The 25,820-nt window shown below is 65.9% G+C and carries 34 protein-coding genes and 1 tRNA gene; 16 read left to right on the top strand and 19 right to left on the bottom strand.

The window, feature by feature from the left end:
* The first annotated feature begins 18 nt into the window (after positions 1 to 18).
* Positions 19 to 753, top strand: a complete 735-nt coding sequence (locus tag D619_RS16425; protein ID WP_193743302.1) for a DsbA family protein — start codon at positions 19 to 21, stop codon at positions 751 to 753.
* A complete protein-coding gene (locus D619_RS0111245; RefSeq protein WP_017668694.1) occupies positions 753 to 1,499 on the top strand; it encodes an alpha/beta hydrolase in 747 nt (248 codons plus the stop codon). Before D619_RS16425 ends, D619_RS0111245 begins: the two co-directional genes overlap by 1 nt.
* Here D619_RS0111245 and D619_RS16420 read toward each other — a convergent pair.
* The 3 genes from D619_RS16420 to D619_RS16415 are packed head-to-tail and all read right to left on the bottom strand — an operon-like array spanning position 1,496 to position 3,299.
* Complete coding sequence (locus D619_RS16420) at positions 1,496 to 2,233, bottom strand: YgjP-like metallopeptidase domain-containing protein (RefSeq protein WP_017668693.1); 738 nt, start codon at positions 2,231 to 2,233, stop codon at positions 1,496 to 1,498. The two genes, D619_RS0111245 and D619_RS16420, sit on opposite strands and share 4 nt — an antisense overlap.
* 21 nt (positions 2,234 to 2,254) lie before the next feature.
* On the bottom strand, positions 2,255 to 2,692 hold the full coding sequence (locus D619_RS0111235; RefSeq protein WP_017668692.1) for a YcgN family cysteine cluster protein: 438 nt from the start codon (positions 2,690 to 2,692) through the stop codon (positions 2,255 to 2,257).
* Positions 2,682 to 3,299 (bottom strand): SCO family protein, encoded by a 618-nt coding sequence (locus D619_RS16415; RefSeq protein WP_017668691.1) that lies wholly within the window; start codon positions 3,297 to 3,299, stop codon positions 2,682 to 2,684. The genes D619_RS0111235 and D619_RS16415 overlap by 11 nt, the downstream gene beginning before the upstream one ends.
* A 98-nt stretch (positions 3,300 to 3,397) precedes the next feature.
* Between D619_RS16415 and D619_RS0111225 the strand changes: the two genes are divergently transcribed.
* From D619_RS0111225 to D619_RS0111210, 4 genes are all read left to right on the top strand, one after another.
* Complete coding sequence (locus tag D619_RS0111225; RefSeq protein WP_017668690.1) at positions 3,398 to 3,973, top strand: ankyrin repeat domain-containing protein; 576 nt, start codon at positions 3,398 to 3,400, stop codon at positions 3,971 to 3,973.
* A gap of 110 nt (positions 3,974 to 4,083) precedes the next feature.
* Positions 4,084 to 5,376 (top strand): ActS/PrrB/RegB family redox-sensitive histidine kinase, encoded by a 1,293-nt coding sequence (locus tag D619_RS0111220; protein ID WP_017668689.1) that lies wholly within the window; start codon positions 4,084 to 4,086, stop codon positions 5,374 to 5,376.
* A gap of 2 nt (positions 5,377 to 5,378) precedes the next feature.
* Positions 5,379 to 5,924, top strand: a complete 546-nt coding sequence (locus tag D619_RS0111215; RefSeq protein ID WP_243442641.1) for an ActR/PrrA/RegA family redox response regulator transcription factor — start codon at positions 5,379 to 5,381, stop codon at positions 5,922 to 5,924.
* Between the two features lie 42 nt (positions 5,925 to 5,966).
* The gene (locus D619_RS0111210; protein WP_033373488.1) at positions 5,967 to 7,751 is read left to right on the top strand and encodes a DUF885 domain-containing protein; all 1,785 of its coding nucleotides are present in this window, start codon (positions 5,967 to 5,969) and stop codon (positions 7,749 to 7,751) included.
* Here D619_RS0111210 and D619_RS0111205 read toward each other — a convergent pair.
* The 10 genes from D619_RS0111205 to D619_RS0111160 are packed head-to-tail and all read right to left on the bottom strand — an operon-like array spanning position 7,742 to position 13,919.
* Positions 7,742 to 8,206 (bottom strand): MmcB family DNA repair protein, encoded by a 465-nt coding sequence (locus D619_RS0111205; protein ID WP_017668686.1) that lies wholly within the window; start codon positions 8,204 to 8,206, stop codon positions 7,742 to 7,744. The two genes, D619_RS0111210 and D619_RS0111205, sit on opposite strands and share 10 nt — an antisense overlap.
* 54 nt (positions 8,207 to 8,260) lie before the next feature.
* Entirely contained in the window at positions 8,261 to 8,845 is a 585-nt protein-coding gene (locus D619_RS17360; RefSeq protein ID WP_017668685.1) for a cell wall hydrolase, read from the bottom strand.
* A gap of 33 nt (positions 8,846 to 8,878) precedes the next feature.
* Positions 8,879 to 9,217 (bottom strand): DUF1491 family protein, encoded by a 339-nt coding sequence (locus tag D619_RS0111195; protein WP_017668684.1) that lies wholly within the window; start codon positions 9,215 to 9,217, stop codon positions 8,879 to 8,881.
* 1 nt (position 9,218) lies between these two features.
* Positions 9,219 to 9,713, bottom strand: a complete 495-nt coding sequence (locus D619_RS0111190) for a PTS sugar transporter subunit IIA (protein ID WP_017668683.1) — start codon at positions 9,711 to 9,713, stop codon at positions 9,219 to 9,221.
* Positions 9,714 to 9,720: 7 nt separating this feature from the next.
* Positions 9,721 to 10,350, bottom strand: coding sequence for a ribosome-associated translation inhibitor RaiA (gene raiA, locus D619_RS0111185; protein WP_026090973.1), 630 nt, complete (start codon positions 10,348 to 10,350; stop codon positions 9,721 to 9,723).
* 43 nt (positions 10,351 to 10,393) lie between these two features.
* Positions 10,394 to 11,059, bottom strand: a complete 666-nt coding sequence (dnaQ, locus tag D619_RS0111180; RefSeq protein ID WP_026090972.1) for a DNA polymerase III subunit epsilon — start codon at positions 11,057 to 11,059, stop codon at positions 10,394 to 10,396.
* 37 nt (positions 11,060 to 11,096) lie between these two features.
* Entirely contained in the window at positions 11,097 to 11,681 is a 585-nt protein-coding gene (coaE, locus tag D619_RS0111175) for a dephospho-CoA kinase (protein ID WP_017668680.1), read from the bottom strand.
* A complete protein-coding gene (gene aroE / locus D619_RS0111170; RefSeq protein WP_017668679.1) occupies positions 11,678 to 12,490 on the bottom strand; it encodes a shikimate dehydrogenase in 813 nt (270 codons plus the stop codon). The genes coaE and aroE overlap by 4 nt, the downstream gene beginning before the upstream one ends.
* The gene (locus tag D619_RS0111165) at positions 12,487 to 13,083 is read right to left on the bottom strand and encodes a nucleoside triphosphate pyrophosphatase (protein ID WP_017668678.1); all 597 of its coding nucleotides are present in this window, start codon (positions 13,081 to 13,083) and stop codon (positions 12,487 to 12,489) included. Before D619_RS0111165 ends, aroE begins: the two co-directional genes overlap by 4 nt.
* Entirely contained in the window at positions 13,080 to 13,919 is an 840-nt protein-coding gene (locus tag D619_RS0111160) for a pyruvate, water dikinase regulatory protein (protein ID WP_017668677.1), read from the bottom strand. Before D619_RS0111160 ends, D619_RS0111165 begins: the two co-directional genes overlap by 4 nt.
* A gap of 371 nt (positions 13,920 to 14,290) precedes the next feature.
* Between D619_RS0111160 and hemE the strand changes: the two genes are divergently transcribed.
* The 4 genes from hemE to D619_RS0111140 are packed head-to-tail and all read left to right on the top strand — an operon-like array spanning position 14,291 to position 18,611.
* Entirely contained in the window at positions 14,291 to 15,337 is a 1,047-nt protein-coding gene (gene hemE / locus D619_RS0111155; RefSeq protein WP_020480471.1) for a uroporphyrinogen decarboxylase, read from the top strand.
* A complete protein-coding gene (locus D619_RS0111150) occupies positions 15,338 to 15,787 on the top strand; it encodes a CopD family protein (RefSeq protein ID WP_017668675.1) in 450 nt (149 codons plus the stop codon). It abuts the gene before it with no gap.
* Positions 15,787 to 18,216, top strand: coding sequence for an ATP-dependent helicase HrpB (gene hrpB, locus D619_RS0111145; protein ID WP_017668674.1), 2,430 nt, complete (start codon positions 15,787 to 15,789; stop codon positions 18,214 to 18,216). The genes D619_RS0111150 and hrpB overlap by 1 nt, the downstream gene beginning before the upstream one ends.
* Before the next feature lie 11 nt (positions 18,217 to 18,227).
* The gene (locus D619_RS0111140; protein ID WP_033373482.1) at positions 18,228 to 18,611 is read left to right on the top strand and encodes a nuclear transport factor 2 family protein; all 384 of its coding nucleotides are present in this window, start codon (positions 18,228 to 18,230) and stop codon (positions 18,609 to 18,611) included.
* A 5-nt stretch (positions 18,612 to 18,616) separates the two neighbouring features.
* Here D619_RS0111140 and D619_RS0111135 read toward each other — a convergent pair whose 3' ends face one another.
* The 6 genes from D619_RS0111135 to D619_RS0111110 all read right to left on the bottom strand — a co-directional run bounded on the left by D619_RS0111135 (position 18,617) and on the right by D619_RS0111110 (position 22,031).
* Positions 18,617 to 19,480, bottom strand: coding sequence for a sterol desaturase family protein (locus D619_RS0111135; RefSeq protein ID WP_017668672.1), 864 nt, complete (start codon positions 19,478 to 19,480; stop codon positions 18,617 to 18,619).
* Between the two features lie 147 nt (positions 19,481 to 19,627).
* Positions 19,628 to 19,704, bottom strand: a tRNA-Arg gene (locus tag D619_RS0111130).
* Positions 19,705 to 19,768: 64 nt separating this feature from the next.
* Positions 19,769 to 20,191, bottom strand: a complete 423-nt coding sequence (locus D619_RS0111125; protein WP_017668671.1) for a DUF1178 family protein — start codon at positions 20,189 to 20,191, stop codon at positions 19,769 to 19,771.
* Positions 20,188 to 21,009, bottom strand: coding sequence for a carbon-nitrogen hydrolase family protein (locus D619_RS0111120; protein WP_017668670.1), 822 nt, complete (start codon positions 21,007 to 21,009; stop codon positions 20,188 to 20,190). The genes D619_RS0111125 and D619_RS0111120 overlap by 4 nt, the downstream gene beginning before the upstream one ends.
* Complete coding sequence (grxC, locus tag D619_RS0111115; RefSeq protein ID WP_017668669.1) at positions 21,006 to 21,263, bottom strand: glutaredoxin 3; 258 nt, start codon at positions 21,261 to 21,263, stop codon at positions 21,006 to 21,008. The genes D619_RS0111120 and grxC overlap by 4 nt, the downstream gene beginning before the upstream one ends.
* Before the next feature lie 30 nt (positions 21,264 to 21,293).
* The gene (locus tag D619_RS0111110) at positions 21,294 to 22,031 is read right to left on the bottom strand and encodes a ComF family protein (protein ID WP_243442640.1); all 738 of its coding nucleotides are present in this window, start codon (positions 22,029 to 22,031) and stop codon (positions 21,294 to 21,296) included.
* 65 nt (positions 22,032 to 22,096) lie between these two features.
* Here D619_RS0111110 and D619_RS0111105 point away from each other — a divergent pair, with 65 nt between their 5' ends.
* The 6 genes from D619_RS0111105 to D619_RS0111080 all read left to right on the top strand — a co-directional run bounded on the left by D619_RS0111105 (position 22,097) and on the right by D619_RS0111080 (position 25,810).
* Positions 22,097 to 22,918 carry a class I SAM-dependent methyltransferase gene (locus tag D619_RS0111105; RefSeq protein ID WP_017668667.1) on the top strand — a complete coding sequence of 274 codons (822 nt, stop codon included), beginning with the start codon at positions 22,097 to 22,099 and terminating at the stop codon, positions 22,916 to 22,918.
* A gap of 37 nt (positions 22,919 to 22,955) precedes the next feature.
* Positions 22,956 to 23,420 (top strand): universal stress protein, encoded by a 465-nt coding sequence (locus D619_RS0111100; RefSeq protein WP_017668666.1) that lies wholly within the window; start codon positions 22,956 to 22,958, stop codon positions 23,418 to 23,420.
* A gap of 97 nt (positions 23,421 to 23,517) precedes the next feature.
* Positions 23,518 to 24,072, top strand: a complete 555-nt coding sequence (locus D619_RS0111095; RefSeq protein ID WP_026090970.1) for a NifU family protein — start codon at positions 23,518 to 23,520, stop codon at positions 24,070 to 24,072.
* A 2-nt stretch (positions 24,073 to 24,074) separates the two neighbouring features.
* Positions 24,075 to 24,668: a malonic semialdehyde reductase gene (locus D619_RS0111090; protein WP_017668664.1), complete on the top strand. Its 594-nt coding sequence runs from the start codon at positions 24,075 to 24,077 to the stop codon at positions 24,666 to 24,668.
* Between the two features lie 10 nt (positions 24,669 to 24,678).
* Complete coding sequence (tsaB, locus tag D619_RS17355) at positions 24,679 to 25,242, top strand: tRNA (adenosine(37)-N6)-threonylcarbamoyltransferase complex dimerization subunit type 1 TsaB (protein WP_017668663.1); 564 nt, start codon at positions 24,679 to 24,681, stop codon at positions 25,240 to 25,242.
* Complete coding sequence (locus D619_RS0111080; RefSeq protein WP_243442639.1) at positions 25,172 to 25,810, top strand: GNAT family N-acetyltransferase; 639 nt, start codon at positions 25,172 to 25,174, stop codon at positions 25,808 to 25,810. Before tsaB ends, D619_RS0111080 begins: the two co-directional genes overlap by 71 nt.
* The last annotated feature ends 10 nt before the right edge of the window (positions 25,811 to 25,820 follow it).

Here is a 25,820-nt window from a genome sequence, read left to right as displayed (position 1 = left end):
TGGAATCGGCAGCTCAGCATGGCTGCGGCCCTCGCCATCGGCCTGATGGGTGCGGGCCTGGGTGCGGGCACGGCCATGGCTGCTGGCGGTCAGGCTGCCAAGCCGCAGCGCGCCGACCGTGCCGAGATCGAAGCCATTGTGCGTGAGTATATCCTGAGCCATCCGGAGATCATTCCCGAGGCCGTCGCGCGGCTGGAGCAGGCCGAGGGCCGCAAGGCGCTGGCCGCCAACCGCACCGCCCTGGAAACGCCGTTCCCCGGTACGGTTTCCGGCAACCCCCAGGGTGATGTGAAGCTGGTGGTGTTCTTTGATTATGCCTGCCCCTATTGCCGGCAGGGCCATGCCGATGTGGCGCGCCTGCTGCGCGAGGACCCGAAGCTGCAGGTGATCTATCGCGATTTCCCGGTGCTGTCGCCGGCCAGCACCGAGGCGGCGATGGCCAGCCTGTCGGCGGCGACGCAAGGCCAGTATCGCAAGTTCCACGACGCCATGTTCGACAGTCCCGGCCGGGTGAGCCTGGTGCGCACCATGGGCATTGTGAAGGGTGTTGGCCTGTCGGAAGACAAGGTGACTGCCGATCTGAAGAATGCCGCGCTGAAGGCCGAGCTGGATCGCAACCTGGTGCTGGGTCGCGATCTCGGGCTGACCGGAACGCCCAGCTATGTGGTTGGCGATCGCATCATGTCAGGCGCGGTGGGCTATGAGCGGTTGAAGGAAGCGGTGGCCGCCGCCCGCGCCGAGAAGGGCCGGTGATGGCGCGCTTTTCCGGGTTTGACGGGGCCGAGCTTGCGGTTGTCGAACTGGGTGAAGGCCGGCCGATCCTGCTGCTGCACGGGCTGTTTTCATCAGGCGAGATGAACTGGCGGCGCTATGGCGCGGCGGCCGAGATTGCCAGTGCGGGTTACCGGGTGATCATGCCGGATTTCCGCGCCCACGGCCAAAGCGCCGCTCCGCACGATCCGGCGGCCTATCCGCCCGATGTGCTGGCCATGGATATCGAGGCGTTGATTGCCCAGCTGGGCCTGAGCGATTTCGATGTTGCCGGCTATTCGATGGGTGCCCGCACGCTGGCGCGGCTGCTGGCGCGCGGCCTGAAGCCGGGCCGCGCCATTCTGGCAGGCATGGGCCTGGAGGGACTGACCGGCGGCGCGGCGCGAGCGGCCCATTTTCAGGCGATCCTTGCGCAGCCCGATGGCTGGCCAGCCGGCAGCCCAGAGGCCCATGCCGCCGCTTTCATCCGGCAGAACAATATCGACAGACTCGCGGTAAGCTTGCTGATCGGCAGCCAGACATCTACCCCGATCGACGTGCTCCGCGGTTTTGAAACCCGTATATTGGTGCTGTGCGGCCGCAACGATTCTGACAATGGCTCGGCGCCGGCGCTGGCACTGGAACTGCCCAACGCCGCGCTGGTGGAAATCGCCGGCAACCACATGAGCGCCGTCACCAAGCCCGATTTCGGCACCGCCATCGCCGCCTGGCTGGGCCATCCACTCTAGATTTCGCGCCCTACCCAGTGCAGGGCGGCGCCATGGCGCGCCAGCCAGCGCCGCGCCTCGCCGGCCCGGGGATCGAGCTGGCGGTTGAGCGCGTGGAAAGCCGGGCTGTGATCCTGGTGCACCAGATGTGCCGCCTCGTGCGCGGCGATGGCAAAACGCACCCAATCGGGAGCGAGGATCAGCCGCCAGCTATAAGCGATGCGTGCGCCCTCCCCTGATCGCGCCCCGGCGCAGCTGCCCCAGCGGCTGCTGGTATCGCCCACCGACACCCGCGACAACGGCCGGCCCAGTTGATCGGCCAGGCGACGGGTCACGGGCTCCAGATCGGCCAGCGCCTGCGCCTTCAGCCAACGTTCAATCCGGCCATTCAGGAGCGGCAGCGGCCCGCCCACCCGCAAGCTGGTGCCAAACAGGGCCGGTGAGCGCGGATGATCCGGCTGCCAGTCGATCAGCACCGGCGTGCCGTTGAAGGGGATGACGCCGCCTGGCGCAAAGGGTGTTGGCGCCGGCCATTTCGCCACCTGGGCTGCGATCCAGTCGTGGTGGGACTGCAGCAAAGCCGCCGCCGCCGCCTCGCCGCCGCGGGCCGGCAGGCTGACCTCGATGCGGCCACTGATGGCGCTGGCGCGCAACCGCACCCCACGCGCGGTTGGCCGGCGGGTCGTCACCACGGCCACCGTACGACCAGCGACATTCAGGGTTTCGGGCAGTTCGGAGCGTCGGAAGCGGAGCATCCGGGGTAGCATGGGCCGGGCCTACAGCGGCTTGTCGATGATGAAGTCTTCCAGATCACCGATATGATCCTCGCTGATCACCCGGCCGGCGACCGATTGGCCGGCGCGGTGGATCGATTCGCGATCACCGGTGATCAGGTGATGCCAGGGCGCCAGGCCCTGGCCGCGGTGGACGCGCAGATAGGAACAGCTTTCCGGCAGCCAGTCGAGATCATCGAGCCTGCCCGGCGTCAGCCGCACGCATTCCGGCACCAGCGCCTTGCGGTTGCGATAATCGCTGCACTGCGCCGTGCGCGTATCGAGCAGGCGGCAGCAGACATTGGTGGGAAACACCTCGCCGGTGTCTTCGTCTTCCAGCTTGTGGACGCAGCATTTGCCGCAGCCGTCGCACAGGCTTTCCCACTGCGCGCGCGTCATGTGATGGAACGGCGTGGTTTCCCAGAACGGCTTATCGGACATGGGTGGTCAACAGCGCCGTGATGGCCTGAGCCGTCAACCCCTCGTGTGGCAGGAAGGCCACCGGCTTGCCGTCGGGATCGAACAGATAGACCATGGCGCTATGGTCCATCAGATAATTTTCAGGGTCACCCGTATCCATGCGCCTGGCATAGACGCCATAGGCCCTGGTGACGCCGGAAATCTGCGCCTGCGTGCCGGTAAGGCCGACAAGGCGGGGATGAAAGGCAGCAACAAAGGGCTTGAGCGTGGCCGGCGTGTCGCGCTGCGGATCAATGGTGATGAAGATCGGCGCCACCTTGGCGCCAAGCGCCGGTGCCGCCGCTTCGAACGCCGCGAGGCCACGCCCGACCTGCGCGAGATCGGTGGGGCAGACATCCGGGCAAAAGCCATAGCCGAAATACATCAGCCGCCAGCGGCCAGCAAAATCCGTGTCGCGCACGGATTTCCCATCCTGATCGATCAGCGTGAACGGTCCGCCAATGCTGGCGCCGGCCAGATTGCCCTGCGGCGCGGGCGAGGCGGCAAAGCGCATCCAGCCCAGGCCGGCTGCCAGCACCACCGCGATGGCCAGCACGGCCGAGAGCCGCAGATTCTTGGCCCTGTTCATGGACGGTTGTTGTTTGTATGCGCTATCATGGTCTCGAGGGGCATAAGGGAAAAGATGGTGGCTTGTCGATGATGTGCCAACGACTTCTGCAACGACTGATGGTGCTGGCGATGCTGGTGACGGTTGGGGCAAGCCCCGCCGCCGCGCAGTTTTCCGACAGCTACAATTTCATCAAGGCGGTGAAGGATCGCGACGTCAACAAGGCTATCGAACTTGCTGACCAGCCGGGCACCACCGTGGTAAACACCCGCGACGCTGACAGCGGCGAAGCCGGCATCCACATTGTCACCCGGCGCGGTGATCTCGGCTGGCTGGGACTGCTTTACCAGAAGGGCGCCAATCTCAATCTGAAGGACCGTGATGGCAATACGCCGTTGATCCTGGCCACCATCAGCCGCTGGAACGAAGGCATCAGCACCCTGATCCGGCTGAAGGCGCAGGTAAATGCCCAGAACCGGCTGGGGGAAACCGCCATCCTGAAAGCCGTGCAGGCGCGCGACCTGGCGCTGACCAAGGCGCTGATCGATGCCGGGGCCAATCCCGATATTGCCGATAACAGCGGCATCAGCGCGCGCGCCGCGGCCAACAGTGATCCGCGCGCCATCAGCATCGCCAAATTGCTGAAGGACGTGCCGGTCAAGGCCACCGGCCGCGTGCAGGGGCCGTCGCTCTGAGCAGCTCTGCCCCTCCGGCAGGAGGCAACACTTGCCGGTTCAATCGGTTGCCGGCACGTGGAACGACACGCCGCATGGGCGAAGCCGCTTGTGACCGCTAGGGCATGAGGATGGAACGGCCCTCCATCGCGGCTTCCGCCTTTGATCGCCCCGGGGTGCGCGTGCGCACCCTGGCCGGCATCCGCTGGATCGCGATCCTGGGCCAGTTCACCACCTTGCTGGTGGTTGGCCTGTGGTTTGGCTATCCGCTGCCCTGGGGCTCGATGCTGGCGGCCGTGGGCGCGTCGGTCATCCTCAATGTCGGCCTTTCCACCCTGTATGAGCGCAGCGATCGGATGACCGGCCGCGAATTGTCGCTGCATCTTTCGTTCGATCTGATCCAGGCCGGCGTGCTGCTGTTCCTCACCGGCGGACTGGCCAATCCCTTCTCGCTGCTGCTGATCGTGCCGGTCACCATCGCAGCCACGCTGCTCACCGCCCGCGAAATGGCGCCGCTGCTGGCGCTGGCGATGGGCGTGCTGGCGGTCATCTGGATGTGGGCGCAACCGCTGCCGTGGAGCGGCCCGCCGCCGGAATTTCCGCTAGTCTATCGTATCGGCGATGTCATCGCCTATGGACTGGCCATCGGTTTTCTGGCGGCCTATCTGTGGATGGTGTCGGCGGAAGGGCGTGACCGGGCCCGCGCACTGGTTGCCACTGAAGCCGCATTGACCCGCGAAGCACGCATGAATGCGCTGGGCAGCATGGCGGCCGCCGCGGCCCACGAACTGGGCGGGCCGCTCGGTTCGATCAGCCTGATTGCGCACAGCCTGCTTGAAGAATTGGGCGACGATCCGGATTTTGGCGAGGATATTCGCCTGCTGGCGGCCGAAGCGGCGCGCAGTCGGCGGATCATGAAGGATCTTTCCACCCGCGCCGAAGCCGAGGACCCGTTTGCCATCCTGACGCTCGACCTGCTGCTGCACGAAGTGGCGCAGAGTGTGCTGCCGGCCCGCGTACCGGTGAAGGTGGTGGTTTCGGGCAAGCAGCCGCTGGTGCAACGTTCGCCGGAACTGCTGCACGCGCTGAACAATCTGGTTGCCAACGCGGTGCGCCATGCCGGCACCGAAGTGCGGATGGAAACCGCCATCACGCCATCTGAAATCCGGGTGGCCGTGCTGGATGATGGCTTTGGCTTTCCGCCCGATCTGCTGCCGCGCCTGGGTGAACCCATATTGGGGCCGAGCCGGTCAAAATCCGATTCCACTGGTCTTGGCGTGTTCATCGCCACCACGCTGATCGAGCGCACCGGCGGCCGGCTGGCCTTTTCCAACCGACCCGAAGGCGGCGCCCGGGTGGAGGTGCGCTGGCCAAGGGAAGAGTTTGAGTTTAATGACGCCGACGAGGGCGAAGAGGAGCAATGACCATGGCCAGTGTACCCGAAGCAGAAGGCCGCCCGCTGCTGTTGGTGGATGATGATGCGCCGTTCCGGCAGCGGCTTTCCGTTCTGCTGGCCCGCAAGGGCTTTGCCGTCACCGCCGTTGGCAGCCTGCAGGAAGCCCGGGTGGAAGCCGCCCGGCTGAAACCGGCCCATGCCGTAGTCGACATGCGGCTGGAAGACGGCAACGGCCTCGATCTGGTGGCCGAACTGCGCGCGACCAGCCCGGATGTGCGGATCGTCATGCTCACCGGTTATGGCAATCTTGCCACCGCCGTTGCCGCCGTGAAGGCCGGCGCGATCGACTATCTGGCCAAGCCGGCCGACCCGGAAGACATTGTGCGCGCCCTTTCCGCCGATGGCAGCGCCCGCCCGGAAGCGCCGCCGGAACCGATGTCGGCCGATCGCGTGCGCTGGGAGCATATCCAGCGTGTCTATGAACTGTGCGATCGCAATGTGTCGGAAACCGCACGGCGGCTGAAGATGCACCGGCGCACGCTGCAGCGGATCCTGGCCAAGCGGTCTCCCAAATAGGCCGCCCCTTGCATTCCCGCGCCAAGCTGGTTGGATGCGGGCATGCTGAACCGTCGCACCGCGCTTGGCCTGCTGGCCGCTGTTCCTGCCACCCCTGCCCTGGCGATTGCTGAATCCGCATCGGCGCGATTTGCCGCGCTGATCGCGCGTGCGGCGGCCGACGATGCAGCGCTGTCGCCAACCGGGCCACCCGGCCAGCGCCGGCCGGCGGGCGAACCGGCGTTCATCGATCCGCTTTCGGATGAATGGGCCGCCGCCACGCTGGCCAACAAGCGCCGCGCCGCCGCGGAACTGGCGGGAATCGACCGCAACGCCCTCGCCACGGCTGAACGCATTGCCCATGATGTGTTCGCCCGCAGCCTGAACCAGGCCATCAGCTTCCACGGCAGCGGGCTGTTTGCCATCCAGCGCCAGCTGGCGCTCAATCCCAGCTTTGGCCTGCACATCGAGATGCCGGATTTCGTCGCGGGCAGCGGCGCGCTGTTCGAAACGGGCGCCGATTATCAGATCGGGCTGGAGCGGCTACGCCTGTTTGCCGGCCATATGGACATGACATTGGTGCGGCTGCGCGAGGGACTGGCGGCCGGCCATGTCCAGCCGCGCGTGCTGGTGGAAAAGGTGATCAATCAGGTCGAGGCGCTACTGGCGCAGCCGGTGGACGATACGGCCTTCATGTCGGCAATCCGGCGCCTGCCGCCGACGCTGGCCAGCGATCGCGCGCGTTGGGCGACGGACTATCGCGCCATGGTCGGCGAAACCGTGCTGCCGGCCTATCGGCGCTGGCTGGTCTTTCTGCGGGAAACCTATCTGCCGCGCACGCCGGCCGGGCCGGGCCGGGCCGCGATTCCCGATGGCCTGCGGCTTTACACCGCCGAACTGGAACGCCACACCACCCTGCCCATGGCGGCGGCCGATATCCATGCCCTCGGCCTTGGCGAAGTGGGCCGCATCCGCGCCGAATTCGAGAAGACCCGCGCCGAACTGGGCTTTGCCGGCGATCTGAAGGCCTTGTTCGAACATGTCCGCACCAGCCCGCAATTTTACTGCAAGACCCAGGAGGAGCTGATCGGGCGGTTCACCGAGATTGAATCCCGTATCTGGCCGGCGATACCGCGCCTGTTCCATTGCCGGCCGAAAGCGCCGTTCAAGGTTGCGCCCTTGCCGGCGCTCGGCGATCAGCGCGGCACCGGCTATTATCGCGCTGGCCCGCCCGACGGCGTCTCGCCGGGGATCCTGTTCTTCAACATGGCGATGCTCGACACCAGGCCGATCCCGACGCTGGAAACGCTCACCCTGCACGAAGGCATCCCTGGCCATCATTTCCAGGTGACGCTGGTCAATGAAGACCCGGTGCTGCCGGCCTTCCTCAAACGCGGCGGCAGCACCGCCTATACCGAAGGCTGGGGTCTCTATGCCGAATCACTGGGGCGAGAACTGGGGATGTTCACCGATCCTTGGGCTTGGTTCGGCCATCTCGACATGGAGATGCTGCGCGCGGTGCGGCTGGTGGTCGATACCGGCCTGCACGCGCTGGGCTGGAGCCGCGACCGCGCCATCGGCTACATGCTGGACAACACATCAATGGCGCCGCGCGATGTGGCCGTGGAGATTGACCGCTACATCGCCCAGCCCGGCCAGGCCTGCGCCTACAAGATCGGCGAGCTGAGTTTTGCACGGCTGCGCCGCGAGGCGCAGGCCGCATTGGGCGGGAAGTTCGATGTCCGCGATTTTCACGAAGTCTGCCTCAATACCGGCGCGCTGCCGCTGGCCGTGCTGGACGCCAAGGTGAAGGACTGGATTGCGCGTGGCGGCGGGCGTCAATCGTAGTCGACCGTCACGGCATCTGGATCGATCAGCCCCAGCCAGCGATTGGCCGCGCGGCGGGCAAGCGCAAGGGTGATGGCCTTGCGGCGGGCGGCGTTCAGCGCCCGCCACGGCGCATCGCGCACCGCTTCGGCGTCAAAGCGATCAGCGATGATCAGGCCGGTCTCGTCGGGCCGAAACGCTGCTGTGTGCAGATCATCCAGTGGCAGCCCGGCCGGCACCGCCCAGAAGAAACGGTCGCAATGATCCAGATAGTCCGGCCATTTGCGATCACCGCGCAGGTCCGACAGGCTGATCTTGATTTCCACCAGGGTCAGCCGGCCAGCGGCATCAACCCCCAGGATATCGGCACGGCGACCACCGGCCAGCGGCACTTCGGCGAGCGGGCTGACGCCGGCACGCAGCAGCCAGCGGCAGGTGCCGCGCAGCACATCGGTCGCGGTCAGATCATGCGCCATGCTGGCGACTCTAGCGGAAAATCAGGGTCACCAAACCCCTGAACGGCGCTGCGATCAGCGATAGAAGACGTGGTTGCCGATCCTGGCGACGCGGGCGAGGCGCCAGCCTGGATTGAGACGAGCGGCATGGAAGCTGTGGGCGCCTTCAGCGATATCGTGCCACAGGCCGGCAGCAGCAATGCGGGCCACGGCGAGCGCGGTGGTGAAGGTGGCCGTGGAGCGCTGCACGCGGGAGGCATTGAAGTTGAACTGACGCGGCGCCTTGATCACGCCGCACACACCCTTGCCCCAGCGGCCGGACTTGGCGCGGTTGACCACGGCCTGGGCCACGGCGAGTTGGCCTTCCAGGGTTTCTCCGCGGCTTTCGAACCACACGGCGGTGGCCAGGCAATCGAGTTCAGAGGCGCTGGCCAGTCCGGCATCGGTGGCATCAGCGGCGGGCGCAGCCGCCACCATCTGCACGAGGGCCGGCAGGCCAGCGGACGACGGCGCCACGGTCTGCGCCATCACGCGATCATCTTCACCGGGCAGGACGGGCAGGCTCGTTTCCGCCAGCGCCGGGCCCGCAAGCGCCAGCACGACCAGCGCCGCGATGCGCGCAGCCGTCTTGCCGATGCTGTGGATGCCCCGTGAAACCATGGACGAGGTTCAAGCGTAAATGCTGCTTGGCAATCAACCGCCGTCGAGCATTTCGGCGACGAACTGCCCTGCCTGCGGGATATCCAGTTCAATCACCCACAGATCGGGATCGCGGCGGCGCGCCCGCTCGATCCAGGCCGGCACGGCGTCTCCGCGGGCGAGTTCGGCAAATTCATAACGGCCGGAACCACCCGGCACGGCGGCGCGCAAGGCCTCCTCACCCGCCTCACGCGTGACCACGGCAATGGCGCCGGCTTCATCATCGCCGCGGGCCAGCACGGTGGCGAAGCCGCCGGCCGCGCTCACCCGGCGCAACAGCGCATCCACCCGCACCCGGCTGGCCAGCCGGGGCAAGGGATCGCCATCGTGCACGTCAGGCGGCGACGGCGCTTTGCCCGGCCAGCACGGCGAGCATCGCATCCGCGTCGGTGGCGGCCCGCAGGGCCGGCAGCGTTTCCGGATCACGCAGCGCGCGGCTGACCCGGGCCAAGGCTTTCAAATGATCGGCGCCAGCCCCTTCCGGCGACAGCAGCAGCACCAATATGTCAACCGGCTGCCCGTCCACCGCACCCCATTCAATGGGTTCCGGCAGCCTGGCCACCACGGCCAGGCAGGCGGGCAGATCGGCCAGCCGCACATGCGGAATGGCCACACCGCCGCCGAAGCCGGTCGGACCCAGGGCTTCCCGCATGCGCAGCCGTTCCAGGATCAGCATGGCCGATTGGCCCACCAGCGCCGATGCGTGGCGGGCCAGCGCCAGCAGGGCCGCATCCTTGGCCAGCACCGGCAGCGCGGGAATCACGCCCTCTGCCGATACCAGCCCGACAAAGCTGCCAGCCTGGCCAAATGCCGAAGATGCTGCGTTCATTGCCGTCCTATCCTGCCAGTGCAGCTTCCCGTGGGCGGGCGGCCACTTCGGCACGGGGTTCAACCCAGCCGATGGTGCCATCCTCCCGGCGATAGACCATGTTGTGCGTTCCCGTGGCACTATTGACGAACAACAGGGCCGTGGTGTTGCGAAGATCCAGCATCATAACGGCATCACTTACGCTGGTCGTGGGGATATCGACGCGGGTTTCGGCAATGATCAGCGGCGCATCGCCTTCCGCTTCCGCATCCTCGGGCGCGGCGGCGAACACCTTGTATTCGGCATTGTCGAGCGGCGGCAGTTCCGCCAGCGCAGGCGTGGTGCGGCCGGCGGCCGGTGAGTGGCGGTCCTTCAGCCGGCGCATGTAACGCCGCAATTGCTTGTCGATCCGCTCGGCGGCAGCATCAAACGCCACATGCGCGTCGCCGGCGCGGGCCGATCCCTTCAGGATAAGGTCAGCCATCACGTGCATCACGATATCGCACGAGAAATGGCCATAGGGGGCGGGGCCCAGCGTGACATGGGCCGACAGCGCGCGCGGGAAATATTTCGCCACCATTGCGCCCAATCGTTCGTGCACATGTTCGCCAAAGGCAACCCCGGTATCGACCTGGTGCCCTGAAATACGGATATCCATGTTCCTGTTTCTCCTCGCTCGGCCGTGCACTCTCACCTGAGTGTCACGACAGCCAGAGCGGGTCCTTCAGGCCGGCCACGAAACTGGCGTGCCGTGCCAGCTCCTCCTCGCTGGCCTCATGCGCCCGTGCGGCAAGACTCACCCGCTCATATTGAGTGTCGTCCCCGGCTGCGTCGCTGGCAAGGTCGAATCCGATCTGCCGGCCACCAGTCAGCTCGATATAGACACGGGCGAGCAATTCGGCATCGAGCAGCGCGCCGTGCTTGGTGCGGGCCGAAAGATCAATGCCATAGCGGGTGCATAGCGCATCGAGCGTGTGCTTGGCGCCCGGGTTGGCCCTGCGGCTGATTTCCAGCGTGTCGATGGCGCGGGTCATGGGCACGATGGGCATGCCGGCGCGCTTCAGTTCCCAGTTGAGGAACTCCATGTCGAAGGCGGCATTGTGGGCAACCAGCGGTGCATCGCCGATGAAGGCGAGGAAATCATCGACCACCTGTTCAAAGATCGGCTGGCCGGTGAGGAAGTCGCTCGACAGGCCGTGCACGCGCTCCGCATCCTTGGGCATCGGCCGCTGCGGATCGATATAAGTGTGGAAGGTCCGCCCCGTCACGGTGCGATTGATCATTTCCACCGCACCGATCTCGACGATGCGGTGGCCATCACCCGGCATGATGCCAGTGGTTTCGGTATCCCAGACAATTTCGCGCATGGCGCCCATGTAGCGATGATGGCCGGTGGAGCAAGCCCTAGAGCGATGAAATCAGCCGTTTCACCGCCAGCCAGGTTTGGCGACGGCCGCGACCGGTTTCGATCACCACATCGGCCAGGGCGCGTTTCTCGCGATCGGGCATCTGGCCTTTCAATATGCCGGCGAATTTCTGGGGCGTCATGCCTGGCCGGGCCAGCACGCGGGCGCGCTGCACGCGATAGGGCGCCGAGACCACCACGCTGACATCACAGCGCCGCCAGCCGCCCTTTTCAAACAACAGCGGCACATCGAGCACGATGGCAGGCTTCAGCCGGTGCGCGCCAAGAAATTCGCTTTGAGCTTCGGCCACCAGCGGATGCAGGATCTTCTCCAGATCGCGCAGCCTGGCGTGATCACCAAAGACTGCGGCGCCTAGTTTTTCCCGGTGCAGGCCGCCGGCGTGGGTGGTGCCGGGAAACAGCTCCTCGATCGCCGCCAGCGCTCGTCCACCCGGCCCCTGCACGCGCCGCACCTCCGCATCAGCATCAAACACCGGCACGCCCAGCTTGCGGAACATGGCAGCCACGGTGGATTTGCCCATGCCGATGGAACCGGTGAGGCCGATGATGATCGTGCGGCTCATTTGGTGAGCATCGCCCGAAGTTCGCCATCGTGACGGCGCGGCGGATCGGCGCCATAGAACAGCCGAAACGCCTCGGCCGCCTGGCCGATCAGCATGTCCAGCCCGTCGATGGTGACGAGCCCGCGCGCATGGGCGGCCGCCAGCAAGGGGGTTTCCAGCGGCACATAGACGGCATCGAACACCACGGCATCGGCCGGCAAAGCCGAAAGATTGATATTGAGCGCCGGCTGGCCGGCCATTCCCAGCGTGGTGGCGTTGAACACCAGCCCGGTATCGGCCGGCGGCACGTCACCCATCGCCATCACGCCGCCGGGCAAGCTCGATGCCGCCAGCAAGGCGCCGGCAGCGTTGTAGTTCCGGGCCATCACCCACAGGGCCGCGGCGCCGCTGTCGCGCGCGGCCGCCGCCGCTGCCCGCGCCGCACCGCCGCTGCCAATCACCAGAACAGTGCGCCCGGCCATGATCGCGCCGGCCGGCCCGGTGATGCCCGCGGTATCAGTATTATGGCCAATGAGGCGATGATCCTCGCCAACTAGGATGGTGTTGACCGCCCCCACCGCGACCGCTTCCGGCGCGAGGCCATCGAGGTGCGCCATCACGGCCAGCTTGTGCGGCACCGTCACATTCACACCACGCAAGCCCATGACGGGCAGTGCCCGCACGAAGGTGCCGAGCTGTTCGGGCCGCACTGGAAACCGGCTGTAATCACCATCCAGCCCGAGTTTTCCCAGCCAGAAACGATGGATCAGCGGTGATTTCGAATGACTGATCGGCCAGCCGATCACGCCCGCAACGGCAGGTTCCCTCATGTGGCCAGCACTCCCCTGACCCTCAGATAGTCCAGAACGGCGAGCAGCGGGAGGCCTCGAATGACAAACTGATCACCATCGATCCGGCTGAACAGCTGGGCGCCCAGCCCTTCGATCCGATAGCAGCCGACACAGCCCAGCACGGCCTCGGCTTCTTCATCAAGATAGGCGGCAATGAAGGCGTCGCTCAGGCGGCGCATGGTCAGCGTGGCTGCACCCGCATTGCGCCAGACAGGTTTGCCGGCTTCGCAGATTACCGCAGCGGAGATCAGCCGGTGCGTGGTGCCCGACAATTGCCGCAGCTGCGCTTCGGCACGCGGACGGGTTTCAGGTTTGACCACCATGCTGCCATCTGCCGTGACCACCACCGAATCCCCGCCAAGCACCAGCGCACCGGGATGCTGGCGGCTGATCTTCAGCGCCTTCACTTCGGCCAGCGCGTCGGCAATGCGTTCCGGGCTGGCCTGTTCGGCGACCAGACCGGCGGTAATCGCCTCTTCATCGACATGCGCCGGCAACGCCTCGTGCAGCACGCCAGCTGCGGTCAACATCGCGCGACGCGCGGCCGACTGGCTGGCCAGCACCAGCATCATGCCCCCGTGTCTCCCCTTGTCTCCAGCCTGGCCTGATGCAGGTTGATGATGGCCGCAGCCGTTTCCTCGATGCTGCGGCGGGTAACATCGATCACCGGAATATCACGATCGGCAAACAGCCGGCGGGCAAAGGCCACTTCGGCTTCGATCTGCTCGACATCGACATAATCGGTGTCGGGCGTCTGCCCCAGCGTGAGCAGCCGATTGCGGCGGATGGACTGCAACCGGTCGGGCGCGGTGGTGAGGCCAACCAGCAACGGGCCTTTCACCGTCCAGACATGGGCTGGCGGCGGCGATTGCGGCACCAACGGGATATTGGCCGTCTTGTAGCCGCGGTTGGCCAGATAGATGGAGGTCGGCGTTTTCGAGGTGCGCGACACGCCGAGCAGCACGATATCGGCCTCTTCCAGCTCCTCCAGCGCGGTCATCGCGCCATCGTCATGCACCATCGTGTAGTTGATGGCGTCGACACGGCGGAAATAGGCCTGGTCCATCACGTGCTGACGCCCCGGCCGGCGGGTGGCGGCCTGGCCGAGCAGTTCCGACAGCGCCGAGATCGTCGGATCAAGCGGCGACACCATCGGCAGCCCAAGCGTGGCGCAGCGGGTTTCCAGCCGATCGCGCACGGCACCATCAACAAGCGTATAGATGACCAGCCCGGGTTTCTTCGCCACTTCCTCGATGATGCGATCAAGATGGCCTTCACTGCGCACCATCGGCCAGAAATGCTTCACCGCCTGTGCGCCCTCGAATCGCGCCAGGCTGGCCTTCGCCACCGATTCCAGCGTTTCGCCGGTGGAATCACTGATCAGATGCAGGTGCAGCGTGTCCGTCATGGTCACGCCCGCCCCGGCCGGGAATATTTCACCCGTATGACTCTGTGGATAAGCATCAGGGCAAAGCGTTAACGCTGCTGTGGAGCTTCGGGCAAGCGGCAATTGGGCCCATCCGTCCCCGCGCCCCCGCCCAGATCATGGGGCTGCGGAAATATGCACAGGCCGGGGTGTGGATAACGGGGACAAGGCCGGCGACTCGCGCGATTCCGGCGAGTCGCATCAGCCACCATCTGTGGATGGATCGGCGGGCGCATTTTTATCCCCACGATTCCGCCGCCTACTACTACCCACAATTTTTCCAGATTCTTTTCAGTCAGTGGAAGCCAAGCGAGGCCTTGACCGGCCTTGGCGCTGGCCCGAAAGGGAGCGACATGGCTGACCTGAAATCTTCTCCGAAAGACCCGCCGCTGCTCGCCGTGCTGAAGGGCGAAATGCGGGACCCTCCGCCGGTGTGGCTGATGCGGCAGGCCGGGCGCTATCTGCCCGAATATCGCGCCCTGCGCGCCGAAAAGGGCGGCTTCCTGGAACTGGTGTACGACAGTGATGCCGCCGCCGAAATCACCATCCAGCCGCTGCGCCGCTTCGGGATGGATGGCGCCATCCTGTTTTCCGATATCCTGATCGTGCCGCACGCCATGGGCCAGGGCCTTACCTTTGGTCCCGGCGAAGGCCCGCAGCTCACGCCGGCGCTGCACGATGGCGATTTCTCGCAGCTACAGCCCAATCCGCTGTATTTCGCCAAGATCTATGAAACCGTTGCCAAGGTACGAAAGGCGATCGATCCGTCGGTGACGATGCTGGGCTTTGCCGGCAGCCCGTGGACGGTCGCCACCTATATGGTCGCCGGCCATGGCAGCAAGGATCAGGCCGAAACCCGCCGCCTTGCCTACAAGGATCCGGCGCGGTTCCAGGCGCTGATCGATCGCATCGTGGCGGTGACCGTTGATTATCTGTCGGGGCAGATCGAAGCTGGTGCCCAGACCATCCAGCTGTTTGACAGTTGGGCCGGCACGCTCAGCCCGGCCCAGTTCGAACGCTGGGTGATCGCACCCAACGCCGATATCGTAGGCCGCCTGATGGTGCGCCACCCCGATGTGCCGATCATCGGCTTCCCCAAGGGTGCCGGTGCCAAGCTGGCAGCCTATGCGGCCGAAACCGGTGTGGATGCGGTGGGCCTTGATGAAACCGTCGATCCGGCCTGGGCCGATGCCATGCTGCCGCCGGGTATGCCCGTGCAGGGCAATCTCGATCCGCTGGCGCTGATTGCCGGCGGGGAAGCGCTGGAACAGGCGACGCTGCGCATTCGCCACGCGCTGTCGGGTCGCCCGCACATCTTCAATCTGGGCCACGGCATCCTACAAGATACGCCGATCGAACATGTTGAACAGCTGTTCGCGCTGCTGCGGAAGCCGCTGTAAGTGATCGAGTGGGGCGCAGGCTGGCTTGGCGACGCCTATCTGTGGGTGAAGGCGCTACATGTGGCCTTCGTCATCTTCTGGATGGCCGGCCTGTTCATGATCCCGCGATTCCTGGTCTATTGGCATCCGGTGGCGCCACAAGCGGCGGAATCCGCGCTGTGGGATGAACGCTGCCGCCGCCTGCGCCGCATCATCCTGTCACCAGCCATGGTGGTGAGCTGGATCGCCGGTCTTTCGCTGGGCTTCCACCTTGGCTGGCCCCTGTGGCTGGTCGCAAAATTCGCCTTTGTCTGCCTGCTGACCTGGTTCCACCACTGGAGCGTGGTCACCTCCAAGCGCTTTGCGGCTGGTGACCGCAATGTCACCGAGCGTCGGCTGCGGTTGATGAATGAAATCCCGTCGCTGGTCACGCTGGCGGTGGCGGTGCTGGTGATCGTCAAGCCGTTCTGATGCTGCCGGTGCTCGCCGTGCTGCCGCAGGTACAGGCGGCGCTGGCCAGCAATTCACCTGTTGCGCTTGTGGCGCCGCCCGGGGCTGGCAAGACCACTGCCGTGCCACCGGCGTTGCTTGGCGAAGACTGGGTCAAAGGTGGCAAGCTCATCCTGCTCTCGCCGCGCCGCCTTGCCGCCCGCGCTGCCGCCGAACGCATGGCCGAGGAAATGGGCGAAGCGGTGGGCCAGACCATCGGATATCGCACCCGGCTCGATGCCCGCACTTCTGCCGCCACCCGCATCGAAGTGGTGACCGAAGGCATCTTCACCCGCATGCTGGTCAGCGATCCGGAACTGGCAGGTGTGGCCGGCGTGCTGTTCGATGAAGTGCATGAACGCAGCCTCGACAGCGATTTCGCGCTGGCCCTCACCCTCGAGGCCCGCGCCGCGCTGCGCCCCGATCTGCGCCTGGTGCTGATGTCGGCCACGCTCGATGTCGCCGGCTTTGCCGCCATCATTCCTGGCCTGGTCCAGATCGAATCCGAAGGCCGGATGTTCCCGGTTGAACAGCGCCACATTGGCCGCAACCCGGCGGAGCGGCTGGAAGATGCCATGGCCGGCGCCATTCGCGCGGCGCTCGCCAGCGAAACCGGCTCGATCCTCGCTTTCCTGCCAGGGGTTGCCGAAATCGAACGCACTGCCGAGCGGCTTGAAGGCCGGCTGCCGGCCGATACCGATCTGTTCCGCCTGCACGGCGCCCGCGAAGCTGCCGATCAACGCGTCGCCATCGCGCCCGCAGCGCCAGGCCGCCGCAAGATCGTGCTCGCGACGTCGATTGCCGAGACCAGCATCACCATCGATGGCGTGCGGGTGGTGGTCGATTCCGGCCTGTCGCGCCGGCCGCAGCTGGATCGCAGTGTGGGCTTGCAGCGGCTGGTGACCGTGCGTTCCAGCCAGGCCGCCGTGACCCAACGCGCTGGCCGTGCCGGCCGCACTGCACCCGGCGTGGCGATCCGCCTGTGGGAAGCCGCCGAGACCCTGGGCCGCGCGCCTTTTGATCCGCCCGAGATCTTGGAGGCCGATCTGGCCGGTCTGGTGCTGGATTGCGCCCGTTGGGGCGTGCCGGATCCCGCCATATTGCCCTGGCGTGATCCGCCGCCTTCCGTGGCGGTCGCCGAAGCTCAGACCCGGCTGAAGGCGCTGGCCGCCATTGACGATCAAGGCCGCGTGACCCCGCACGGCGAGAAGCTGGCCGCGCTGCCAATGGCGCCCGAACAGGCCCATATGCTGGTCAAGGCTGCGGCACGCGGCCATGGCCTGCTGGCGGCACGCATCGCCGTTCTGCTGGGCGAACGCGGGCTGGGCGGGCGCAGCGATGATCTGGAACAGCGGCTTTCCGGCTGGGCGCGTGAACGTGGCCAGCGGGCTGATGCCGCGCGCAAGCTGGCACAGCGCTGGGCCCGCGCGGTGGGAGCGACCGAGACGGATATCAACGTCGAATCCGCTGGCGAAGTGCTGGCGCTGGGCCTGCCCGACCGGGTTGCCAGGCGGCGCGGAGCAGCGTTTCTGATGGCCAATGGTCGTGCTGTCGCAGCGCCGCCGGATTCGCCGTTGGCGCGCAGCGAATGGATCGTGGTGGCAGATGCCAGCGGCAGTGCGGCCGGGGCGCGGCTGCTGTTGGGCGCGCCGTTGCACGGGGATGTGGAAAAGCTGCTGGCCAGCCGCATCGAAAGCCGGGTGGTATTTGGCTATGATCCGGCCACCACCGGGGTGACCGCCGAAACCCAGCGCCGGCTTGGTGCCATCACTTTGGCGCGTCAGCCCATGGAGCGGCCCGATCCGGCCCGCGTGCGCGCCGCCCTGCTCGATGCGGTGGCGGCCACTGGCCTGGGCTTGTTGCCTTGGGGTGAAGCCGCATTGGCGCTGCGTGCCCGCCTTGGTTTTGCGGCTGCACACGGTCTTGATCTGCCGGCCAGCGACGATGCCGCGTTGCTTGCCGGGTTGGCCGATTGGCTGGCCCCGTCGCTTGGCCGCCGCCTGTCTGATCTGTCGGATGCACAATTGGCCGAAGCGCTGCTGAACCGGCTCGACTGGAACCAGCGCCAGCAGCTCGACCGGTTCGCGCCGGCCCGTTTCACCACCCCGGCGGGCAGCAGCCACGCGATTGATTATGCCGCCGATGGCGGGCCGGCCGCCGACATGCGGGTGCAGACCTTGTTTGGCCTTGCCCGCCATCCGACGCTGGCCGAAGGCCGGGTGCCGCTGACCTTGCGGCTGACATCGCCAGCCGGTCGGCCAATCCAGGTGACCAAGGATCTGCCGGGCTTCTGGGCGGGCAGTTGGGCCGATGTGAAGAAGGATTTGAAAGGCCGCTATCCCAAACATCCGTGGCCGGATAATCCTCTGGATGCGCCGCCCACCTTGCGCGCCAAGCGGCCCGGCCAATGAAGGAACCCGTGATGGACAACGCCCAGATCGCCGAAGCCCTGTTTGCCGCGCTGGCGGCCAATGATGCCGCTGCCGTGCGCGACCTTTGCGCACCGGATTTTCAGCTGGTGCAGAATGGTGCGCCGCCGATGAACCTCGAAGCGCTGCTGAAGTTCAACGCGGTGGTGCACGCCGCGGTGCCCGGCTGGGGCTATGGCGATGCGGTGCGCGCCGCCACAGCCACCGGCTTTGTGGAGGAACACACGGCCGGCGGCCCCATGCCGGATGGGCATGTGCTGCGCCTGCCGGTGTGTGTGGTGGCCGATGTGGCTGTGGGCCGTGTGACCCATGTGCGCGAATATTTTGACAGCGCGATCGCGGCGCCGCTGCTCGTGGCCCTGGCTCGCCCGCGCTGATCGCCTCAGCCGCGCTGGGCCTTGAACCGGGCCAGCAGCGGCTGGAATGGGAACAGCCATTGTTCGGGGATGCTCAGGCGGCGGCGTTCGTCCTGGCCCACCACTGCGGATTCGCCTTCGCGATAGGTGCCGAACAGACGGTCATAGAGGATGACGACATTGCCATAGTTGCAGCGCGTATCCTCATAGCTCAGCGCCGTATGGTGAAGGCTGTGATGACGGATGGTGGTGAAGAAGAAACTGTACCACGCCGGCGGGTCCGATCGCACATTGGCATGGGCAAAGGTCGAGACGGCCGTGCCGATGGAGGCGGAGGCGAACACGGCCGCCTTGTCGAAATCGAACAGCACCAGCACGCTGAGCGTGATCAGGAACAGCTCGATCGGATTGCCGACATAGCCTTTGGCGGCGTTCAATTGGGTGATGTGATGATGGGGGGCGTGGGTGGACCAGAACAGCCCATTGTTGTGCATCAGCCGGTGCATCCAATATTGGCCGAATTCAAACAACAGCGTGGCAAAGGCGACCTGCGCCAGAAAGGGCAGCGCCTTCACCCAGGGTGTGGACAGGCCAAGCGCGGCCTTGGCGGCGCCCATCGGCCCATTGGCCAGATTCTCGGTCATCCAGTTGATCATGGTGAAGCTGAGCACGACATAGAAGGCATCGGTGGCCAGCTCACGGCCCGTGATGCGCCAGCCTTCATGGCGTTCAAAGCCCAGTTCCAGCAGCTGCACGAAGCCAACCACGATCAGGATGACCGTCACCAGCGTATAGGGGCTGTCGACGAGGCTGGCAGGCGCATTGCCCCAGAACAGCAGCAGCGCTGCCACGGATGCCGGCGGCAGTAGATTGAGCAGCGTTTGCTTCACACGTTTTCCCCGCGCTGGAGCCTCTCAGCTGGCGACCAGTAAACCATGGCAAGCCCATGCTGACAATGTGATGCGGCAAAAGGGCTGGCCGGCGGCAATGCGCAAACCCGCGCGTTGGGTTGGTGGGCGGCAACGCGCAAACAATAGTGGTGCACCCGGCAGGGTTCGAACCTGCGGCCTACGGTTTAGGAAACCGTCGCTCTATCCAGCTGAGCTACGGGTGCGCCGGATTTTCAAGGCCATGATGTTTGGCGCTGTTCAAGAAAAAACTTTGGCAAACATCCTGTTTCAGGCGTCCGAACGGCCGCGCGGGCGGAATGGCAAGGGCAACAGCGACACTCCATCCTCGCGCAGGGCCCTGATCTCTTCCGGTGTGGCTTCGCCGTGCACGCTGCGGGTTTCCCCTGCCTGGTGGATGGCGCGGGCTTCGGCAGCGAAGCGATCGCCGACATAATCGCTGTTGGCTTCAAAGGCGCGTTGCAGCATCAGCAATCGAGCCATCGCATCATCAGTGGCCAGGCTCTGGGTGGCCGCTTTCTGGTTGGATTTGGCCGGAACGGCGGGCGCCATCACCGCCTTGCCCACCTTGGCGCTGCCGCACAGCGGGCATGACAGCAAGCCACGCTGCAGCTGGTCTTCATAGTCGCTGCTCGATCCGAACCAGGCTTCAAACCGGTGCGCCGCGTCGCACACCAGATCATAGACGATCATGGGCCGACCAAGCGGAAGGGACGGGCATGTTCGAGGGCCGGCACCTTGCCGCGCGCCGCTGCCACTTCGCCAAGGTCGATCGTCGCCAGCCCGATGCCGGGTGCTTCGCCCATGTCGAGCACCACGTCGCCCCATGGCGAGATCACCAGGCTGTGGCCAAAAGTGGCGCGGCCATCGGCATGTACGCCGGTCTGCGCCGCTGCGATCACCCAGCAGCCGGTTTCAATGGCGCGGGCGCGCAACAGCACATGCCAATGGGCCTGGCCGGTGGGGCGGGTGAACGCCGCCGGCACTGCAATCATCTGTGCACCGGCCTCGGCCAAGGCGCGGTGCAGGGCTGGAAAGCGCAGGTCGTAGCAAATGGTCAGCCCCAGCGGCCCCCACGGCGTGGCCGCCACCACCGCTTCTTCACCGGCATCATAGGCGGCGGATTCCCGCCAGCTTTCGGTGCCAAGCGCGACATCAAACAGATGGATCTTGGCATAGCGCGCCGCGATCTCGCCATCCGGCCGGATCAGGAAACCGCGGTTGACGAATTTCTCGCCCGTGCCGCGCAGCGCCAGGCTGCCCAGCTGCACCCACACATTATGCCGGGCTGCAGCGGTGCGCACGGCAGCCAGCACCACATCATCGGCTTCCTGACGCACCTTGCCACTCGCCCGCGCCCGATCGCGATCGAGCAGGCCGCTCATTTCGGGGGTAAAGACGATTTGTGCGCCGCGGCTGGCCGCATCGCCGATCTGCGCTGCAAGCTGCCGGGCCTCAGCGTCGGGATCAATGCCTGTATTGGTCTGCAGTATGGCGAGCGTGAGCGTCATGCGGCGAGCAGCGGGTCCAGCCGGCCGGCGCGATCAAGCGCCTGCAGATCATCGCAACCGCCGATGTGGCGGCCATCGATGAAGATCTGCGGCACGGTTTGGCGGCCGCCGGAGCGTTCCAGCATCTCGGTCCGGCGCGGGCCGCCGATGGAAATGTCGATTTCCTCAAAGTCCACACCCTTGGCCTTCAACAACGATTTGGCACGCGTGCAGAAGGGGCACAGGAATTTGGTATAGATTTCAATCGTGGCCATGGCATCCCATCCCTGATCAAGCCATTTCTGTCATCGAACTGACACGTGAGCCTGCTCCTCGCGCACGGCGCGGGCATAGGTCAAGACCTCCACTTGTCGCGCCCCTGCCCTGGCAAGTTTCGCGGCACAGGCGGAAACCGTAGCACCGGTGGTCATCACGTCGTCGATCAGCACGACGGTGCGACCCTTGATCTGATCGGCGTGCGCCACGCGGAACGCGCCTTGCACATTCTTCTGGCGGGCCTTGCGGGTCAGGCCCTTGGTGCTGGGCGTGGCCCTGATGCGGGCAAGCGCGTCCACCGCCAGTGGCCGGCCGGATTGCCGCGACAGCTGGCGGGCAATTTCGGCCGCCTGGTTGAAGCCGCGCTGCCAAAGCCGCAGGGCATGGGAGGGCACAGGCACAATCACGGCATCTTCGGGCAGATCACCTGCCACGCGCAGCATGGCGCGGGCCATCATCCGCGCCAGATGCAGGCGGCGGCCGTGCTTCAGCGCAAGCACCAGATGCCGGGTCGGGCCACCATAGGTGAAAGGTGCGCGGGCGCGCTGAAAGGGGGGCGGTTCGCCGAGGCAGGCGCCGCATTGGGCCGCGATGTCGCCTTCGTGAGGAAGCGGTATGCCACAGCAGGCGCATTGCGGCGGCCCCAGCGCCTGCAATTGGCCGAAACAGGCAGCGCAGAAGCGATCATCACCATCGACGATCTCGCCGCAGGCCGGGCAGCGCGGCGGCAGCACGACGTCGATCACCGCGCGAAGGGGAGTCGTCACCAAGGCCAGAACTGCAACCATCTGGCGAGTTTGCGCCTCGCCTCGCGCGGCGTAAAGAGAGGGTGATGACGGATGCCCTGCCCTTTGATGCCGCGCTGCGCCGCCATCGCCATGCCCGCGCCGCTGCGGGTTTTGGCAAGGTGTCTTTCCTGCACGATCTGATGGCCGATGAACTGCGCGAACGCGTGGCGATGGTGGCGCGGCCGTTTGCGGATGTGCTCGATCTGGGCGGGCCCCGCGCCATCTGGCCTGGCGCAACGCGGGCGGCGCTGAGTGCCAATGAACCCGGTGTGACGATCGCGGACGAGGATCGATTGCCGTTTGCCGATGCCAGCTTCGATCTGGTGGTGTCGGCCGGATCACTTACCACCGTGAATGATCTTCCCGCAGCAATGTCCGGGATCAGGCGGGTGCTGCGCCCCGATGGCCTGTTCGTTGCGGCGTTCGTGGGCGGCATGAGCCTGGTGGAACTGCGCGCCTGCCTGCTCGAGGCGGAAGTGGCCATCACCGGCGGTGCCGGCAGTCATACGGCGCCGATGGTGGAGGCCAATGCGGCCGCCGGCCTGCTGGCCCGCTCCGGCTTTGCCATGCCGGTCGCCGATGTCGAGCGTATCAGCCTGCGCTATGCCAGCCTGTTCGGCCTGTTTGATGATCTGACCGCCATGGGCGCGCGATCAGTCTTGCGCCGGCGCAGGCCCCTGCGCCGCGACGTCCTGATGGCTGCCGCCCAGCGCTTTGCCGCCATGGCCGATGGCGATGGCAAGACCAGCGTGACCATCGAGATACTGCACGTCGCCGGCTGGGCGCCCGGCCCGGGCCAGCCCAGCCCGAAGGCACCGGGCAGTGCCACCACCAGCCTGGCCGACGCATTGAAGAGCCGGGTTTGACTTGCTCCTTCGCGCCAAATCGCCCTACGCTTGACGGGTGAGTGCTGCCGCCACCTATCTCGTCGTGATCGACGACAGCCCGGAAAGCCGGGTGGCGATGCGCTTTGCCGTGCTGCGGGCAGCGCATGTGGGCGCCGATGTGCGGCTGGTGACCGTGGTGCGGCCCACTGAGTTCATGCATTTCGGCGCCGTGCAATCGATGATGGCCGCCGAAGCCCGCGCCGAGGCAGAGGCGCTGTTGGCGCAACTGGCCGGCGAGGCCGAAGCAATGGAAGGTGCCCGGCCCGATGTGCTGGTGCTGGAAGGGGAGCCTTCGGCGCTGATCCTGACGCATGTAAAGGACAATCCATCCATCCGCGCGTTGGTGCTTGGCACGGCCAGCCGCGGCACGCCGGGGCCATTGGTGAGTTTCTTTGCCGGGGAGCACGCCGGCAGCCTGCCCTGCATCCTGATGCTGGTGCCGGGCAGCCTTGATACCGACCGACTGGCCACCATAGCCTGAGCCTGATCACCGAATTACGACAGAAATCGTCTGACTTGTCTTGAAGGCAGCGGGCGGCTGGGCCATATCGCTGGCAAGCGAAGGAAAGGCCGTGCCCATGTTCATCGAAACCGAGCAGACCCCCAATCCGATGACCCTGATGTTCCGTCCCGGCCAGAAGGTGACCGGCGCGGACGGTGTGGACATTCCGACCCCCGAAGCCGCCGAAGCCTCACCGCTGGCCGCCGCTCTGTTTGCGTTGGGCGATGTGGACCGTGTGTTCCTGGGCCATGATTTCGTTTCGGTCACCCGCAATCCGGCCGGTGCTGACTGGCCGGCGCTGAAGCCGCAGATCCTGGGCGTGCTGGTCGATCATTTCACCAGCGGTGCGCCGCTGTTTACCGGCACGGTTGCTGAAGCGGTGACCGATGATGATCCGGCCGATGCCGATATCGTGATGCAGATCCGCGAGCTGATCGAAACCCGGGTGCGCCCGCAGGTGGCCGAAGATGGTGGCGACATTGTCTATCGCGGCTTTCGCCAGGGCACGGTGTTCCTTGAAATGCAGGGCGCCTGTTCCGGCTGCCCGTCCAGCACCATGACGTTGAAGATGGGCATTGAATCGCTGCTGAAATATTATGTGCCCGAAGTTCTTGACGTGCGGGCGGTCTGATCGTGGCCGGATCGCCACTCGACGGCGCCGCATTGGCGCAATTGTTCACCGATGCCCGCACCCAATATGGCTGGGACGAAACGCCGGTTTCGGAAAGCCAGCTGCGCCAACTTTATGATCTGGTGAAGATGGGGCCGACCTCGGCCAACGCGTCGCCGGCGCGCTTCATCTTCTGCCATTCACCAGACGCGCGGGCGAAACTGGCGGCCACTGTCAGCGCCGCCAACCAGCCAAAGGTGATGGCCGCCCCGGTTACGGTGATCATCGGTTTTGATCCCAAATTCTATGACCGGCTGCCCGAACTCTTCCCGCATGTCGACGCGCGGCCCTGGTTCAACTGGAGCGCCGATTTTGCCCGCGAGACCGCCTTCCGCAACAGCAGCCTGCAGGGCGCCTATCTGATCATGGCGGCGCGCGCACTGGGCTGGGACACCGGGCCCATGTCGGGCTTTGACAAGAAGACCGTGGACGCCGCCTTCTGGGCAGATACCGGCATCGAGACCAACTTCATCTGCTCGCTGGGCAAAGGCAATGGCCAGGGCGTCTTCCCACGCCTGCCGCGCTTGGCGTTTGAGGATGCCGCGCAAATCCTGTAGCGGCGCGGGTGTGACCATCCTCGCCCTGTCCACGTCGTCGCCCGCGCTGTCGATTGCGCTGGTCGAGGGCGTGCGCGTGCTGGCTCGCCATCATGAACTCATCGGACGCGGCCATGCCGAAGCGCTGGTGCCGGCGATCGCGGATCTGCTGGGCGATCGGCGCGCTGCTGCCATCATCGTCGACATTGGTCCGGGCAGCTACACTGGCATCCGCATCGGCATTGCCGCGGCGCGGGCGCTGGGAGTGGCCTGGGGCGTGCCGGTGCACGGCGTCTCGGCGCTGTCGCTGGTGGCGGCGCAGGCCTTTGCCGCCGATCCGTCGCTGGGCGCAGTGCTGGCGCTGATCGATGCCGGGCGTGGCCATGCGGCGGGCGCGGTGCTCGGCCCGGGATTGCTGGCACCGCTGCCGACCATGGTCACAGTGCTGCCGGCGGGGGTCGCCGTGACGGGCGCTGGTGCCGCCCTGTTGCCGGGTGTTGCCGCGTTGTGCCCTGATCATCCCGATGCGGCATTTGCCGGGCACGTGCCGCCAGCGGCGCTCGGCTTGCCGCAGGCGCTTTACGCCGGCGACTGAGCCGATTATCCCAGCGCCTGTGGACACCGCCGCCGCCCCGGAACCGACTTCGAACGCCGGTTTGAACTCTGGCCCCAATCCTGGCCCGACTTCCGACCTGGTCATCATCCCGGCGGATGAGCGCCATCTTGATGCGCTGATGACCGTGATGCACGCGGCCTTTGATCCTCTTTATGGCGAAGCCTGGTCGGCGGCGCAGCTGGCGGCCACGCTCACATTGCCGGGCTGTTGGGGCCGGTTGGCGCTGATGGGCAGCCAGGCTGCCGGTTTCAGCCTGTGCCGTGCGGCGGGGCCGGAAGTGGAGCTGTTGTTGATAGCAGTTGCACCGGCACAGTGGCGCAATGGTATTGCCGGACGCTTGTTGATGCGTGCGCAGGAAGACGCGATTGTGCGCGGGGCCAGCGAATTGTTCCTTGAGGTGCGCGAGGATAATGAACCGGCCAAGTATCTGTATAATCGCGCAGGTTTTGTGCAGGTTGGCCGGCGCGCTGACTATTATACGGCAAAGGATGGCAGCCGCCGCGCCGCGATTACCATGAGATTTAGTCTCGAACAGTTGATAGGCTGAGGTTTTTGGG

The organism is Sandarakinorhabdus sp. AAP62 (assembly GCF_000331225.1).
Taxonomy (GTDB): Bacteria; Pseudomonadota; Alphaproteobacteria; order Sphingomonadales; family Sphingomonadaceae; genus Sandarakinorhabdus.
The sequence above is the reverse complement of the archived record's forward strand: the minus strand, read 5'-3'. Positions and strand labels throughout refer to the sequence as shown.